The organism is Schaalia hyovaginalis (assembly GCF_014208035.1).
GTDB lineage: Bacteria > Actinomycetota > Actinomycetes > Actinomycetales > Actinomycetaceae > Pauljensenia > Pauljensenia hyovaginalis.
The window spans coordinates 2,233,783-2,249,539 of record NZ_JACHMK010000001.1; the positions used below are offsets into that span (position 1 = coordinate 2,233,783).

The 15,757-nt window shown below is 66.8% G+C and carries 12 protein-coding genes; 6 read left to right on the plus strand and 6 right to left on the minus strand.

Features of this window, described 5'->3' with window-relative positions; translation table 11 throughout:
* Positions 1-5: 5 nt before the first annotated feature.
* Positions 6-1,166, minus strand: a complete 1,161-nt coding sequence (locus HD592_RS09875; protein ID WP_184453742.1) for a prealbumin-like fold domain-containing protein — start codon at positions 1,164-1,166, stop codon at positions 6-8.
* Between the two features lie 47 nt (positions 1,167-1,213).
* Between HD592_RS09875 and HD592_RS09880 the strand changes: the two genes are divergently transcribed.
* Positions 1,214-1,417: a hypothetical protein gene (locus HD592_RS09880; RefSeq protein WP_184453744.1), complete on the plus strand. Its 204-nt coding sequence runs from the start codon at positions 1,214-1,216 to the stop codon at positions 1,415-1,417.
* 976 nt (positions 1,418-2,393) lie between these two features.
* Here the strand turns inward: HD592_RS09880 and HD592_RS09885 are convergent.
* From HD592_RS09885 to rpsL, 5 genes are all read right to left on the minus strand, one after another.
* Complete coding sequence (locus HD592_RS09885; RefSeq protein WP_184453746.1) at positions 2,394-4,070, minus strand: hypothetical protein; 1,677 nt, start codon at positions 4,068-4,070, stop codon at positions 2,394-2,396.
* Positions 4,071-4,270: 200 nt separating this feature from the next.
* A complete protein-coding gene (gene tuf / locus HD592_RS09890; RefSeq protein ID WP_184453748.1) occupies positions 4,271-5,458 on the minus strand; it encodes an elongation factor Tu in 1,188 nt (395 codons plus the stop codon).
* A 172-nt stretch (positions 5,459-5,630) separates the two neighbouring features.
* Complete coding sequence (gene fusA / locus HD592_RS09895) at positions 5,631-7,754, minus strand: elongation factor G (RefSeq protein ID WP_184453749.1); 2,124 nt, start codon at positions 7,752-7,754, stop codon at positions 5,631-5,633.
* Positions 7,755-7,852: 98 nt separating this feature from the next.
* Positions 7,853-8,323, minus strand: a complete 471-nt coding sequence (rpsG, locus tag HD592_RS09900; RefSeq protein WP_154476196.1) for a 30S ribosomal protein S7 — start codon at positions 8,321-8,323, stop codon at positions 7,853-7,855.
* Complete coding sequence (rpsL, locus tag HD592_RS09905; RefSeq protein ID WP_026460007.1) at positions 8,323-8,697, minus strand: 30S ribosomal protein S12; 375 nt, start codon at positions 8,695-8,697, stop codon at positions 8,323-8,325. Before rpsL ends, rpsG begins: the two co-directional genes overlap by 1 nt.
* 423 nt (positions 8,698-9,120) lie before the next feature.
* On the opposite strand from rpsL, the gene HD592_RS09910 reads away from it, so the two are divergent.
* Genes HD592_RS09910 through HD592_RS09930 form a run of 5 tightly spaced genes read left to right on the plus strand, consistent with a single transcriptional unit; the run spans position 9,121 to position 15,744 of the window.
* Positions 9,121-9,708, plus strand: a complete 588-nt coding sequence (locus tag HD592_RS09910; RefSeq protein WP_184453751.1) for an ECF transporter S component — start codon at positions 9,121-9,123, stop codon at positions 9,706-9,708.
* Between the two features lie 13 nt (positions 9,709-9,721).
* Complete coding sequence (locus HD592_RS09915) at positions 9,722-11,437, plus strand: ATP-binding cassette domain-containing protein (RefSeq protein WP_184453753.1); 1,716 nt, start codon at positions 9,722-9,724, stop codon at positions 11,435-11,437.
* A complete protein-coding gene (locus HD592_RS09920; RefSeq protein WP_184453755.1) occupies positions 11,434-12,258 on the plus strand; it encodes an energy-coupling factor transporter transmembrane component T in 825 nt (274 codons plus the stop codon). The genes HD592_RS09915 and HD592_RS09920 overlap by 4 nt, the downstream gene beginning before the upstream one ends.
* A 13-nt stretch (positions 12,259-12,271) precedes the next feature.
* Positions 12,272-14,002: an ABC transporter ATP-binding protein gene (locus HD592_RS09925; RefSeq protein WP_184453757.1), complete on the plus strand. Its 1,731-nt coding sequence runs from the start codon at positions 12,272-12,274 to the stop codon at positions 14,000-14,002.
* Positions 13,999-15,744 (plus strand): ABC transporter ATP-binding protein, encoded by a 1,746-nt coding sequence (locus HD592_RS09930; protein ID WP_184453759.1) that lies wholly within the window; start codon positions 13,999-14,001, stop codon positions 15,742-15,744. Before HD592_RS09925 ends, HD592_RS09930 begins: the two co-directional genes overlap by 4 nt.
* The last annotated feature ends 13 nt before the right edge of the window (positions 15,745-15,757 follow it).

The window sequence follows — 15,757 nt, forward strand, 5'->3', positions numbered from 1 at the left end:
CGGCTTTAAGCGCCCGCGCCGATCGCCTCGGCACTGAGAGGGCCGTCAACGCGGGTAGCGCTGAGGAGCCAGTCGGTGGCTTCAGCCTTTTTCGCCCATTCCTTGTCGCTTCCCTCTTCGAGGGCCTTCTTGAGGGTGAGTGTGGCTGTGGGGGCGTAGAGGTTGGTGTAGGTGCAGGTGATCGGGATGCTCTGCGGATCCGTTTCCTGCAGGCCGGCGGGGATTGTGAGGGCCGGACCATTGATGGTGGCGCCCTTGATGGCCTGATTCTTGCCGTCGAGGCATTGGAGGCTCTTCACAGACCAGCCTGCGGGCAGGTCGTTCTCCGTGATCGTGAGTTCGGCACCGGTGTTATGACCGGCCTCGACCTTCTTCTCGGCCCGCTTCTGCACACTCGCCTGAAGGGTGAATGTCGTGTTCCACAGCTCTGCGAGAGGTCCGGAGACGGTGTAGCTGAAGGAGTGCTCGCCCGAGTCGGCGATGCCGGGGGCGAATTCCACCTGCTTGACGATCATGACGGGGCGGACCTGCACGAGCGAGGCCCAGAGGCAGCCGTAGGTGAGCGCGTTCTCCTTGGTGATGAACTTGTTCTCGACCTGCGACTGATCATTCGGCCGAGCGGGGCACTGCCCAGAAGCGGTGGGGGTGAATCCCTCGATCTTCGAGGTGTAGTGGTGCCCATTCGACTCGAAAGTGGTCGGAGCGATCGTCGAAGTGAACTCGAGAATATCGTCCGAGCTGCCATTCCACTGGTAGCCCGAGGGGTCGTTCGCCGTCTCGTGGAGCTGCCAGGGGAAGCTGAGATCCTTCTGGACTCCCGCCAGCTTCAGGCGGATGTTGAGATTGGCCTGGAAGCGGCCGTGAAGCGCCCTGACGGAGTTATTCACGTGCACGAAATAGCCGAGGTTGAACTTCTCCCCGACGGGCACGGACCCCGGGTCGCGCGCCGCGAAGCCGACGGCGCTCTTTGCCTGGAGGTTGAGCTTCCCCTCCTCGGTTCCGAGATCAAGGTTCCACCTTCCCAAGCACCCAAAGGGCCAGAACTGGTTCTTGCAGCTGGACTGGGCGTTGTGCGCGGAGTAGACCATCGATCCGGCTCCGACGAAGGCGGTTGCTCCCCCTGTCCCACCGTCATTCGAGATGAGGAAATCATCCTTTTGGCCCACATTTCCCGCAGTGGTCGAGCCGTAGCGGATGCATCACCCTTGACGAAATGCTCTTGCGTGATCTGCTCATTCACGCCCTTGTGCCCCTGGGCCTGGACCTCCAGTTTGATTCCCGCCGCATCTGCAGGCGGAGCAAGGAGCGGCGCGGCTTCGGGTTCGGAAAGGGGCTGCTCCGCTGCGGGGCCTTCGGGGCCATCGGCCTCGGCGCCCTGGGATTCACGGGGAGCTTCTTCTCCGCTGCTCTGCGATGAGGACTCCCCCTCGCCCTCGCCTGCACGAAGCGCAAGGGGCTGCGAATCAGCAGGGCGCTCGGGGGTTGAGGAGGGGTCGTTCACATCGTTCGGGGACGCGCCCTCGTCTCCCTGAGAATCCGAGACTGCGGTGAGCATGGCGCTTCGCGAAGCGGCGGATCCGGCATCTGCCCGGAGCTCCGCACCCGTTGCGGCGTACGCGGAGCCGCCGAATGCCGAGGCGAGGAGCGAAAACGCCGTAAGGGAGAGGAGCGCCCGACGAGGCCAGGCGGATGATGAAACAGCGGGTGCGATATGCGCGCCCCGACCGGCGGGGTCACGGAATCCTCCTATTTCAAAATTTGGAAGACTCACTGTAACGAAGGCGTTTAGGGGCGACAACACCCTGAATCAACAGTGCCCCGGCAATCATTAACTGAAAAACTCCGCCTCCCGCACACCCCTTGCCGAAGCATCGCGGCGACAACGCTCAGGGGGCGACGCATGGTCCCGCACCGCTCAACCCCAGCCGCTCAGGCCCACGCGCCTTGACGCAAAACATCCACCCCACCCCGAGGAAAAAGCTCAAATATCAACAAAAACGAGCGCTTCCAGCATCCCTCGAATGCGTGCAGCACCGAAGGGTCGCGCGAAGCCGGAGCGAAGCCCTCAAAGCCCCGGCAAGCGAGTGAAGGCTTCCAGACTCATCAGGTTTTGAAATGGCGGACAGTCGCCATACCGCGCGACGCTTCACAAAGAAGGGCTGTCACGAGCGCGCCATATCGAGCCCTCAACACCACCGGATAGTTTTCAATAAATCAGGTGTTCTCCCCTAGCTTTTCCGCCTCAGCGCATAGGCCGCGCTCGAACGGCTCGTGGCGTCCAGGGCGCTCCGGGCCCGCCAAGCGCGCAGCGCCAGCGATCCGCGATCCCCCTTCGACATGACAAGGGGCGGGCAGCTTTCGCTGCCCGCCCCGGAGTTTCAGGAGATCACTCTTCAGCGTTCACGGCGCCTCAGCGCCGCAACGCCGGCCAGGGTGAAGAGCGTCGCGCCGAGGGCGAGGACTCCCCCTTCGGTGCCCGTCGCGGCGAGGCCGCCCTTCTTCGGGGTCACGGGCTGCGCGGACTGCGGCTTGCTCGGCTCCGGCTTGGTCGGTTCCGGTTTGCTCGGTTCCGGCTCGTTCGGCTCCGGTTTGCTCGGTTCCGGCTCATCGGGAGTCGGGTCAATCGGAGCTTCCGCCTTGTACTTCACCGTGTAGGTGATGCCATCCTGCGCCTTCGCATCCTCAAGACCCGCCTTCTGCTCACCATTCCAGGTGAAAGCGAAACGAATGTCACGACCACCGGTCGCGGCCGACTTCGACGCCAAAGCCGAGAAACGACCCGACACCTCACCCGTGACCGTGTACTCCGTATCCGGGGTTGAATCCGCAGTGAAGGTCACACCACTGACAGTCACCTGCAAGGGCGACTGCGCAGCATCAACGACCGCCTTGAGATCCCCATAGGTCTTCACCTTCTCCTTCGCGGCATCAGTCAGCGCGAACTTCACCGTGACGACCTGACCAGCCACCTCGACACTCGACACCTCGAAATCCGCAGACCCGGAAAACACCGCGGACTTCGACGCATCCGTGAAAGCCATCCCCACCGGCAACGTGAGAGCGGCCGTGAAGGAGAAGTCGGCCTCGGAGATCGCGATATCGGCGAAATCAGGAGCGGTCTGCGAATACTGCTTCTCGATCGCGACCATCTGCTGGCGAATGTCATCAACGTACAAAGCACCGGTCAAAGCCAGAACCGAAGACCGCCCCTCAGCCACCGCCACGGCATCATGCTCAGTATCCGCAGCACCAGAATCCACAGCACCCAGAAGATCCCCAGGCAGGACCCCTTCCTGTTCGAAAAGGGTCGGTTCGCTCGGGGAAGGAGGATCGATCGGACCAGGCGGCGTCGGCTCGGCGGCGATGCACGGCAGGGCCGAGATGCCCGCCGCCAGGGGTGAGCTGGCCGTATCCATCGCGAAGGTCTGGAGGCCGATTCCCAAACGGCCCCAGGTCCTGGAGGGATAGAAGCTGAAGCTGCCCGTCGCAGTAACCGCAGCGCCTTCGAGGGGCGCCGCCTCATCCTTCGTGTTGACCACGGCCGTGTAGGGGATCGTGATGTCCACCGTGTGCGCGGCCGGATCGGCGAGATCGGCCTGATAACCCTGGTAGATCTGAGCCCAGTTCACATCGTTGAGCTTGATCTTGAAGGTATGCGTGAGTCCGTCCGGGCTGACCGCGCTCTCCTTCACCGAAGCGATCATGGACGAGGACTCCGCCACGGCGGCCGCCCCGACCTGCGCTCCCTGGGGGAAGGTCACGGTGTAGGTAAAGGAGGCGCTCGTACTCACCGTCTCCTTGTCCCAGGGGAAGTGTCCGGCGTTCGCTTCAGACTTGACCTCGGACTCGAAGGGTTTGAGCAGCTCCGTCATCTGCAGCTTCGCGGCGAACTCGCCGACGTAGCTCGCGGGGAGGGCATCACCCGCAGAGCAGGAAGCAGTGCCGGTCGTAGCGGCGAACTGCGCCGCCGGCATCGGTGCCGCGCCATAGGCCGCCGCCGACGCGAGGGTGAGCGATCCGAACCCGAGAACGGCCGCACCCACGGCCGCCCCGACTCTCTTCATGAACACGCGAATGCATCTCCTCTCCTGCACGGCGCCCCTCCGGTGCCGTCGCGTTACCCTTACCTAAGCACATGAGGGGATACAAGAAAACCCTATGAATACATCGTGCCGAAGGGAACTCATAGCGGGAAAGCGCGTCGCCCCCACCCGGTGACCCGGGTGGGGGCGACGCTCAAGCGAACGCTATGCGGCCTGAGCCGCGAGGATCACTTGATGATCTCGGTGACGCGGCCGGAACCGACCGTGCGGCCACCCTCGCGGATCGCGAAGCCGAGGCCCGGCTCCATGGCGATCGGCTGGATGAGCTCGACGGTGATCTCGGTGGTGTCGCCCGGCATGACCATGTCGGTGCCCTCGGGGAGGGTGATGACGCCGGTCACGTCCGTGGTGCGGAAGTAGAACTGCGGGCGGTAGTTCGAGAAGAACGGGTTGTGACGGCCGCCCTCTTCCTTCTTGAGGATGTAGACCTGGCCCTTGAAGTTCGTGTGCGGGGTGATCGAGCCGGGGATGGCGACGACCTGGCCGCGCTCGACCTCGTCACGCTTGGTGCCGCGCAGGAGGAGACCGCAGTTCTCGCCGGCCCAGGCCTCATCCATCGACTTGTGGAACATCTCGATGCCCGTGACCGTGGTCTTCTGGGGATCACGGATGCCGAGGATCTCGATCTCGGTGTTGATCGGGAGCTTGCCGCGCTCAACACGACCGGTGACGACGGTGCCACGACCGGTGATCGTGAAGACGTCCTCGATCGGCATGAGGAAGGGCTTGTCCATGTCGCGCTCGGGGGTCGGCACGTAGGAGTCGACGGCCTCCATGAGCTCCTCGACCTTGGCGACCCACTGGGCGTCGCCCTCGAGGGCCTTGAGGGCCGAGACCTGGATGATCGGGGCGTCGCGGTCGAAGCCCTGCGACTCGAGGAGGTCGCGGCACTCTTCCTCGACGAGCTCGAGCATCTCTTCGTCGTCAACGGCGTCGGACTTGTTGAGGGCGACGAGGATCGTCGGAACGCCGACCTGACGGGCGAGCAGCACGTGCTCGCGGGTCTGGGCCATCGGGCCGTCGGTGGCGGCGACGACGAGGATCGCGCCGTCCATCTGGGCCGCACCGGTGATCATGTTCTTCACGTAGTCGGCGTGGCCGGGGGCGTCGACGTGGGCGTAGTGACGGGCCTCGGTCTGGTACTCGACGTGTGCGACGTTGATCGTGATGCCGCGCTCGCGCTCCTCAGGAGCGTTGTCAACCTGGTCGAACGGGGTGAACTCGTTCAGCTCCGGGTACTTGTCGTGCAGGACCTTGGTGATCGCTGCGGTGAGCGTGGTCTTGCCGTGGTCAACGTGACCGATCGTGCCGATGTTGACGTGCGGCTTGCTGCGCTCGAACTTGGCCTTCGCCACTGGTGTCCTCCTGGACTCGGGTAGTTTTTCTAGCCTATGGCTAGGTGTCACTCTAACACCCAGCCCGCTTGAAACCTACAGGGATTCTTTGGGGTGTGAGCCGCATCGCTGCGCCCTCGACGATTGAGGGACGAGGGCGCAGCGACCGCCCGTGAAATGGAACCGAAGAGCCTCAGTTGCCCTTGGCCTTGCCGACGATCTCGTCGGCGACGTTGCGCGGAACCTCGGCGTAGGAGTCGAACTCCATCGAGTAGACCGCGCGGCCCTGGGTCTTCGACCGCAGGTCGCCGACGTAGCCGAACATCTCCGAGAGCGGGACCTGAGCCTTCACGACGCGAACGCCGTGCTGCTCGTCCATCGAGGAGATCTGACCGCGACGGGAGTTGAGGTCGCCGATGACGTCGCCCATGTACTCCTCGGGAGTACGGACCTCGACGGCCATGATCGGCTCGAGGAGGACCGGGGACGCCTTCTTCGCGGCTTCCTTGAGGGCCATGGAGCCCGCGACCTTGAACGCCATTTCCGAGGAGTCGACTTCGTGGTACGCGCCGTCGAGCAGCGTCGCCTTGATGCCGACCATCGGGTAACCGGCGAGAACACCGGACTGCATGGCGTCCTGGATACCCGCGTTGACCGAGGGGATGTACTCGCGCGGGACGCGGCCACCGGTGACCTTGTCCTCGAATGCGTACTCCTCCTCGGCATCCGCTTCGAGGGGCTCGAGAGCGATGATGACGCGCGCGAACTGACCGGAACCGCCGGTCTGCTTCTTGTGCGTGTACTCGTACTTCTCGACCTTCTTGCGGATGGTCTCGCGGTAGGCGACCATCGGCGCGCCGACGTTCGCCTCGACCTTGAACTCGCGACGCATACGGTCGACGATGATGTCGAGGTGGAGCTCGCCCATGCCGCCGATGATCGTCTGGCCCGTCTCCGGATCGAGCTCGACCGTGAAGGTCGGGTCCTCTTCGGCGAGCTTCTGGATCGCGACGCCCATCTTCTCCTGGTCGGCCTTCGACTTCGGCTCGACGGCGACCTGGATAACGGGCTTCGGGAAGGTCATGGACTCGAGGACGATCGGCTTGTCGATCGCGCAGAGCGTATCGCCGGTGGTCGTGTCCTTGAGGCCGATGACCGCGTAGATGTGGCCGGCGTGCGCCTCTTCGACCGGATTCTCCTTGTTGGAGTGCATCTGGAAGATCTTGCCGATGCGCTCCTTCTTGCCCTTGGTCGAGTTGAGGACCTGGGCGCCGGACTCGACCTTGCCGGAGTACACGCGGACGAAGGTGAGCTTGCCGTAGAAGGGGTGCGCGGCGATCTTGAAGGCGAGCGCCGAGAAGGGCTCCGCCTCGGAGGGCTTGCGGGACTCGGTCTGCTCCTCGGTCTCCGAGCCCGGCTTGAAGCCCTTGACATCGCCGATGTCGAGCGGAGTCGGGAGGAAGTCGACGACCGCGTCGAGCACGGGCTGGACGCCCATGTTGCGCAGCGCGGTGCCGCAGTACACCGGGAAGGCGCGACCGGAGATCGTGAGGAGGCGGATGCCTTCCTTGATCTGCTCGATGGTCAGCTCGCCGTTCTCGAGGTAGGCCTCGGTCAGCTCATCCGAGCCCTCGGCAGCGGCCTCGACGAGCATCTCGCGATACTCCTCGGCCTTCTCCTGAAGGTCCTCGGGGATCGGACCGCGGACGACGAGCGAACCGAGGGTCGGCTCACCCTTCTCATCCTTGGCCGGGTAGTGGATCGACTCCATGGTGAGCAGGTCGACCTGACCCTCGAAGTCGTTCTCCGCGCCGATCGGGAGCTGCATGACGATCGGGGTCGCGTGGAGGCGATCGCGGATCGTGCCGACCGAGAAGTAGAAGTCCGCGCCCATCTTGTCCATCTTGTTGATGAAGCAGATGCGGGGGACCTCGTACTTGTCGGCCTGGCGCCACACGGTCTCGGACTGGGGCTCGACGCCCTCCTTGCCGTCGAAGACCGCGACGGCGCCGTCGAGCACGCGCAAGGAGCGCTCGACCTCGACCGTAAAGTCCACGTGGCCGGGGGTGTCGATGATGTTGATCTGGTTGCCGTTCCAGAAGGAGGTGACCGCGGCGGACGTGATCGTGATGCCGCGCTCCTTCTCCTGCTCCATCCAGTCGGTCGTCGAGGCGCCGTCGTGGGTCTCGCCGATCTTGTAGTTGATGCCCGTGTAGAACAGGATGCGTTCCGTCACGGTCGTCTTGCCGGCATCAATGTGAGCCATGATGCCGATGTTGCGAACCTTGTTGAGGTCCGTAAGCACATCTAGTGCCACGAGTGCGATTCCTTCGCTCGAGTTGTATGAGGTGTTCGCGGTCTATTCGCCCCGATCGGCGAAAGCGGGTCGCCCCGCCCTCGCCGATCGGAAGGGAATCACCAGCGGTAGTGAGCGAACGCGCGGTTCGACTCGGCCATCTTGTGCATGTCCTCGCGACGCTTGACAGCGGCGCCGAGACCATTCGAAGCATCCAGGATCTCGTTGGCGAGACGCTCGGTCATCGTCTTCTCGCGACGCTGGCGTGAGAAGTCGACGAGCCAGCGCAGGGCGAGCGTCGTGGCGCGCGCGGGGCGGACCTCGACCGGGACCTGGTAGGTCGCGCCGCCGACGCGGCGGGAGCGCACCTCGAGGGCGGGACGGATGTTGTCGAGAGCGCGCTTGAGAACCGTGACCGGTTCCTGCTCGGTGCGCTCGCGAACCGTCTCGAGCGCGCCGTAGACGATGCGCTCGGCGACGGTCTTCTTGCCGTCCAGGAGGACGCGGTTGACGAGCTGGGTGACGACCTTCGAGCCGTAGACCGGATCGTCGACGAGGGGGCGCTTGGGAGCCGGGCCCTTACGAGGCATTACTTCTTCTCCTTCTTCGCGCCGTAGCGGGAACGGGCCTGCTTGCGGTTGCGGACGCCCTGCGTGTCGAGCGAACCGCGGACGATGCGGTAGCGGACACCGGGGAGGTCCTTCACACGACCGCCGCGGACGAGGACGATCGAGTGCTCCTGAAGGTTGTGGCCCTCACCGGGGATGTACGCGGTGACCTCAATGCCGGAGGAGAGGCGAACACGCGCGACCTTGCGGAGGGCGGAGTTCGGCTTCTTCGGGGTCGTGGTGTACACGCGCGTGCACACTCCGCGGCGCTGGGGCGAGCCCTTGAGCGCCGGGGTCTTCACCTTCGAGCGCTTGGAGCTGCGTCCCTTGCGGACGAGCTGCTGAATGGTAGGCACTGGTTCTCCAGTTTCTTTCCGTCTGCGGCCCTCGGCTTGCGGCTTTGGGCCCTTGCGTCAGTCTTCCGCGACTTCACTGATCCCCCGCGGGCGCACAGTCATCCGCCAGGGGCCGGCGCGCCATGATAGCCGCCGCCCCGATCGGGGCCGGCCAGAGAATGACGCCCGGAGCTCCGACGGAGGGAGCCCGCTGCCGGGACGCGCCGACGAGCGGGCGTTCCGACGAAAAGGGACCCGCGAATGCGCGGGAACCGTCCTCAAGTCTACGGGGGGCGCACTCGCGCGGTCAAAGGCCCGGGAAGTGAGCTGCGGCGCACGAAGCCCCTTCACACTTCCTTACGACCTCCTAATTGATCTAAGGTTCACCTTAATTCTGAACGTCCTCCCAGGACTCCCCCGCCCCGACGACCCGAGGTCAGCCCAATGACACCCCCATCCACCGAGATCCGCACGTCCAACAGGAGCGGGCTGCGGGACTCCGCGCTCGGCACCCGCAACCTCATGACCATCGCAGCACTCGCCATCGTGGGCTCGCTCCTCGTCGTCCCCCTCTCGATCGCGACCCCGGTCCTCGCCACCACCCCCAAGGCGATCCTCGGGCTGTGCGCCATCATGGGCGTCTGGTACCTCGCCTACCTCCTGCCCGGACTCCTCGTCCGCAAGCCCGGCGCATTCCTCATCGCCGGCCTCCTCATGGGGGTCATCTCCACCTTCACGACCCCCCTCGGCCCGAGCGCCATCATCGGGAACGCCATGGGCGCCGCCTTCCTCGAACTCCCGATGCTCCTGCTCCTCTACAGGAAGTGGACCTGGTGGGCCTACGCCCTCGGCGCCACGGTCTTCGGCGCATTCAACGCCGCCGTGTACGGCGCCTCGTACCAGATCGTCCAGACCCCCGCCGAATACGCCCTCGGCATCGCCCTCTCGCTCGGATCCTGCTACCTCACCCTCGCCTGCGCGATGCTCCTGCGCCGCTCGCTCGAACGCGCCGGGATCGGAGTGCTCAAGTGAAAGGGCCGCTCAGGTGACGACGGCAGCGCGCCTCGAAGGCCTGAGGATCCACTACCGCGCCTCCACCGCCCCCACGCCCCGCACCCCCCTCACCCTCGAACTCGAAGAGGGCTCCTCGACCCTCCTCATCGGCCCCTCCGGCTGCGGGAAGTCGAGCATATCCCTCACCCTCGACGGCCTCGTCCCCCACTCGGTCCCCTCCGGCTACAGCGGATCGGTCCTCGTCGACGGCGCCGAGGTCGCGGACGCCGACATCGCCGCACTCGCCCGGAGCGTCGCCCTCGTCATGCAGGATCCCGACTCCCAGATCGTCACCCGCCGCGTCTGGGACGAAGTCGCCTACGCCCTCGAGAACCTGTGCATGGCGAGGGAGGAGATCGACGAAAGAGTCTCCTCCGCCCTCCGCTTCCTCGGCATCGAGGACCTCGCCGCGCGCGACCCCTGGAGCCTGTCGGGCGGGCAGCGCCAAAGAGTCGTCCTCGCCGGCGCCCTCGCGCAACGGCCCCGCCTCCTCGTCCTCGACGAACCGAGCGCGAACCTCGACCCGAAGGCGACCCGGGACCTCCACAGCGCCCTCGCCGACATCGTCGACGCCGGGACGACGCTCCTCATCGTCGAGCACAACCTCGACGAGCTCGCCCACCGGGTCCACCGGGTCGTCGCCCTCGATCACGAAGGGGCGGTCATCGCCCAGGGGACTCCCCGCGAGGTCTTCTCCCTCGAAGCACGGGCGCTGCAAGCCGCGGGGATCCGCCTGCCCGCAGCGACTCGCCTGGGGCTCCTCCTCGGCGAGGCGCACCCGCCGCTCGGCCCCGATCAGGCCGAGGAGATGCTCGCCCGTCTCTCCCCCTCCCTTCCCCCCGCGCCCACCGACTCCCCCGAAACCCCCTCCCCGGACGCCGGACCCCGCGAGGACGACCCCCTCCTGGAGGCCCGCGGACTCGGATTCTCCCGCTCGAGAACCCCGATCCTGAAGGACATCGATCTGCGGATCGCCAAGGGCGAAACAGTCGCCCTCATCGGGGCGAACGGAGCGGGCAAGACCACCCTCCTGCGCCTCCTCGCCGGACTCGAAGCGCCGAGCTCGGGCACGATCCTGCGGCCGGGGCGCGAAGGCCTCGCACGACGCCGCCGCTCGCACTCGAATTGCACCCTGGTCACCCAGAACCCCGAACACCAATTCGTCACCTCGAACGTCCGCGACGAACTCGCCCACGGGATGCGACTCGCGAAGACGCCACGAGCCGAGATCGATCGCGCGGTCGAAAGGATGCTCAGCGACTACGGCCTCGCCGACGTCGCCGACCGCAACCCCTTCACCCTCTCCGGAGGGCAGAAGAGGCGCCTGAGCGTCGCAGCCGCCCTGAGCTCGCCCCGCGAGCTCCTGCTCCTCGATGAGCCGACCTTCGGGCAGGACGGACGATCAATCCGAGCCCTCATGGAACGCGCACGCGAATTCACCTCGCGCCGAGGAGCGGTCCTCTTCACCACTCACGACCTCGAAATCGCCTCGACCTACGCCGATCGCGTCATCGTCCTCGCAGACGGCTCGATCGGCGCCCAGGGCCCCGCCCATCGGATCCTGTCCGACGACGGACTCCTCGAATCCCTCGGGCTCCTCGCCGCGCCCCTGACCCGCATCGCGGCGCAAGCGCGCCTCGCAGGCGCCCCCGTTCCCCGCTGGTCCTCCTGGTCCGAGGTCCCCGTCCTGGAAGAAGCCCCCCGTTGACCCCCGTCCTTGCCCCTCCGCAACCGCCCGCGCCCCTCGGACTGCACTCCCTCCTGGGTTTCGACCCCCTCTCCCCCCTCCTCGCGATCATCCCCTTCATCGCGATCGTCGGGACCTCGCTCTCCTGGCATCCCGGCGCCCTCGTCCTCCTCCTCGTCGCGCCCATGCTGCCCCTCGCCCAAGCGCGCCGGGGTTCCGCGTCGCTCCTCGGCCTCGCCGTCTTCGTCCTCCTGCTCACCGTGGGGATCGCCGCCGCTTCATCCGCCCCGACGATCCCCCTCACGGACGACCCCTCGGCCCTGCCGCCCCTCCCCTGGTTTACGGCGGAGCAGTGGAACATCGCCTTCAACACCTCGGCGCGCATCGGGGCGATCATCGCCCTCCTCCTCTCCGCCGGACTCCTGTCCGCCCCCGAGGACACCGTGCGGGCCTTCGTCATCCACCTCAAGATGCCCAATCGCATCGGCCAAGCCGGAATCACCGCCCTCGGCTTCCTGCCCGCACTGCGCCGCGAACACCGGTCGATCCTCGAAGCCCACCTCCTCAGGGGGTCCCGCCTCGACCTCCCCCTCCTCGAAACCCCCGTCCGCTGGGCGCGATCCGCGCCCGCCCTGATCGCGGCCGCCGTCCGCCGCGCCGAACGCACCGCGATGTCGATGGACGCCAGAGCCTTCGGCGCGTTCCCGACGCGCACCGAGCGCAGCGCCCTCTCCTGGCGCCCGCGCGATACGGCTCTCATCCTGCTCGCCCTCCTCCTGGCGGCCGTCCTGCTCCACCAGTCCTGGGACACCGGATTCGCCCTGACCCCCAACCGCCTCTGACGCATTGAAGGCCATGAACACCCGACTCACCCTCTCCTCGCTGCTCAAGCCCGTCCTCCCCTCCATCATCGGGGTCTTCCTCTGCGGATTCGCCTCAGCGGGCTTCACCCTCCTCTCCCCGATCGCCGTCACGCGCCTCGCCCTCGGCGCCCTCAGGGGAAACCTCGATTCCCGCACCGCCCTCTTCTGGCTCGCGATGATCCTCATCGGCTTCTCCCTCGCCCATCTCCTGGCCGGCGGGGCGACCTCGTACGCCCACATGGTCGAATTCCGATTCCGCCGGGAGCTGCGCGAACGCATCGCCCGCCACGTCTCGCGACTCCCCCTGGGGTGGTTCGTCTCCGAATCCTCCGGACGGATCCGCACGATCATCGCCGAGGACGTGACGAAGATCCACACGATCATCGCCCACTTCGGAGTCGATCTCGGAGCGGGAATCGGAACCCTCCTCCTGGGCTCCGCCTACCTCATCGCCCTGTCGTGGCCCTACGCCCTCATTCTCCTCGTCTGGCTCCTCGTCTCCCTCGCGCTCTTCACGGTCGCGATGATGCTCAACCCCGCCTCCGGCATCGAGGAGTTCACCGAGGCCGAGAAGGACCTCAGCTCCTCGACCGTGGAAATGGTCGACGGGATCGCCACGGTCAAGGCCTTCGGCATGTCCGACAGCCTCTTCCGGAGGTTCTCCGCGGCCCTCGACCGGTACACGACCGCCTCCTACGAATGGATGAAGGGGCCCGGACGGCCGATGGCGGTCCTCATGGTCCTCATCTCCCCCGCCGGGATGCTCGTCCCCGTCCTGCTCGGCGGCTGGGCGCTCGCCTCGGCGGGCCTCATCGAAGCGATCCTCATCGTCCCCTTCCTCCTCGTCGGCGTCGCACTGCCCTCGGGACTCGACGGCGTCATCCCGCTCGCCCACCTCCTCACTCAGGGGAAGGACGCCGCCGAGCGCATCGGCGCCCTCCTCGCGGAAGAGCCCCTTCCCGAAGCCGAGCACCCCCTCGCGATCGATCCCGCAGCGCCGGCGGAAGTCGTCCTCGAGGACGTCTCCTTCCGCTACCGGGAGGACGCGCCCTACGCCCTCCGGAACGTATCGGCCCGCTTCCCCGCGGGCTCGGTCACGGCCGTCGTCGGCCCCTCCGGCTCGGGCAAATCCACCCTCGTCAAGCTCATCGCCCGATTCTGGGACACGAGCGAAGGACGCATCCTCGTGTCGGGGGCGCCCATCAAGGAACTCGCCACCCCCGCGCTCCTCTCGCAACTCGCGATCGTCCTCCAGGACGGGGGGCTGCTCAGCGACAGCGTCACCGAGAACATCCGGCTCGGCTGCCCCGACGCCACCGAGGAGGAGATCGTCGAGGCCGCCAAGTCCGCCCTCATCCACGAGCGGATACTCGAGCTGCCCCGGGGCTACGACTCCGTCATCGGCACCGAGGGAGCCCACTTCTCGGGCGGCGAGGCGCAGAGGCTCGCCCTCGCCCGCGCATTCCTCTCCGATTCGAGGATCCTCCTCCTCGACGAGGCGACCGCCCAGGCGGACCCCCATTCCGAGCGCCGCATCCAGGAGGCGCTCGGCGCCCTCGCCCGGAACCGCACGACCATCGTCATCGCACACCGCCTCGCCACCGTCGTCGACGCCGACCAGATCCTCGTCCTCGATCAGGGGCGGCTCGTCGACAGCGGAACGCACACCGAACTCCTCGCCCGCAAGGGCGTCTACGCGGACATGTGGAAGGCCCAGCAATGATCACGACGCTCCTGTCTCTCCTCGACTCCCGCTCGGCGTTGAAGGCGAGCATCTTCGCCCACGCGCTCTCCGGAGTGCTCCAGGGGATCGCCCTGGCCCTCCTCGTCCCCTTCCTCTCCTCCTTCCTCAGCAGCGGCGCACCCGATCCCCTGTGGCTCGCCCCGCTCCTCATCGCAGTCCTCCTCGCCATGGCGGCCTCGATCGCCGGATCCGTCATCGCCTTCAGAGTCGCCTCCATCGACATGTGCGGCACCCTGATCCGCAAGGTCGGCGCGCGCGTCCAGGAGCTCCCCCTCGGCTGGTTCGACGCAGGCTCGACGGGGCGCGTCACGACGGCGACCTCCACGAGCATCTCGCTCCTGTCGCACCTGCCCTCAATCGTCATCCCGAAACTCGTCTCGACCGCCGGCAGCGCCCTCGTCCTCCTCCTCGCGACCCTGTACTACGACTGGCGGATGGGACTCGCGATCGCCGTCTCGATCCCCATCGCCCTGTGGGCCCTGCGACTGCTGCGAAAGGCGGTCGTGCGCGAACACCGCGCCGAGGAGGAGGCGATGACCGACCTCAGCTCACGGATCCTCGAGTTCGCGCGCCTCCAACCCGTCCTGCGCGCCACGAGCGCCCTCGAGGACGGATGGGGCCCCTTGGAGGGCGCGCTCCGCCGAGAGCACGAGACGACGAGGAGGGCGGGCCTGGCGAAGGGGCCCGCGGGCGCCCTCTTCCACGCGGGAATCCAGATCCCCCTCGTCCTCGCCCTGGGAATCGGCGCATTCAGGATGCTCGGGGGCGAGCTCGACGAAACGGCCTTCATCGCCCTCGCCCTGATGGCCGTGCGCTTCGCCGAACCGACGGGCATGCTCGCCTTCTACGTCGACCCCCTTCACCAGTCGCGAGTCGCCCTCGACGGCATCTCCTCCATCATCGACGCGCCCGGTCTTCCCGAGCCCGCCGACGACGAGGCGCGGGTCCCCTCGAAGCCCCTCGACGTCGTCCTCGACGACGTCTCCTTCTCCTACAACCCGGATCGGCCCGTCCTCGAGCACCTCGACATCACCCTCCCCGCCGAGTCGGTCACCGCCCTCGTCGGGCCTTCGGGCTCTGGGAAGTCCACCGTGCTGCGCCTCATCGCCCGCTTCTGGGACGCCGACTCCGGATCGATCCGCATCGGAGACGCGGACGTGCGCGCCGTGCGCACCCCCGATCTCATGAACATGGTCTCGATGGTCTTCCAGGACGTCTACCTCTTCGACACGAGCATCGAGGAGAACGTCCGCATCGGCAGGAGCGGTGCGAGCGACGAGGAGGTGGCCGCAGCGGCGGCGAGGGCGGGCCTCACGGAGGTCGTCGACAGGCTCCCCGAGGGCTGGAAGACCCTCGTCGGCGAGGGCGGATCGGCCCTCTCCGGCGGCGAGAGGCAGAGGGTCGCGATCGCGAGGGCCTTCCTCAAGGACGCGCCGATCCTCCTCCTCGATGAGGTGACGAGCGCCCTCGACGGCGTCAACGAGGCCTCGGTGACGAGGGCCCTCTCCGAGCTCTCGAAGGGGCGCACGGTCCTCGTCATCGCCCACCGCCTCTCGACCATCCGCCGGGCGGACCGCATCGTCGTCCTGCGCGACGGCAGGATCGAGGCGATCGGCGGGCACGAGGAGCTCTACGGGACGGACGGCACCTACCGGGAGTTCTGGGACGACCAGGCCGAGGTCGAGCGCTGGAGGATCTCACGGCACGAGGGGGCGCGATGAGGTGAAACACGAG

Coding starts and splice junctions, on each gene's coding strand:
- HD592_RS09910 (WP_184453751.1), top strand. CDS start 9,121: ATGACACCCCCATCCACCGAGATCCGCACGTCCAACAGGAGCGGGCTG.
- HD592_RS09880 (WP_184453744.1), top strand. CDS start 1,214: ATGCTCTTGCGTGATCTGCTCATTCACGCCCTTGTGCCCCTGGGCCTG.
- HD592_RS09925 (WP_184453757.1), top strand. CDS start 12,272: ATGAACACCCGACTCACCCTCTCCTCGCTGCTCAAGCCCGTCCTCCCC.
- rpsG (WP_154476196.1), bottom strand. CDS start 8,323: ATGCCTCGTAAGGGCCCGGCTCCCAAGCGCCCCCTCGTCGACGATCCG.
- HD592_RS09930 (WP_184453759.1), top strand. CDS start 13,999: ATGATCACGACGCTCCTGTCTCTCCTCGACTCCCGCTCGGCGTTGAAG.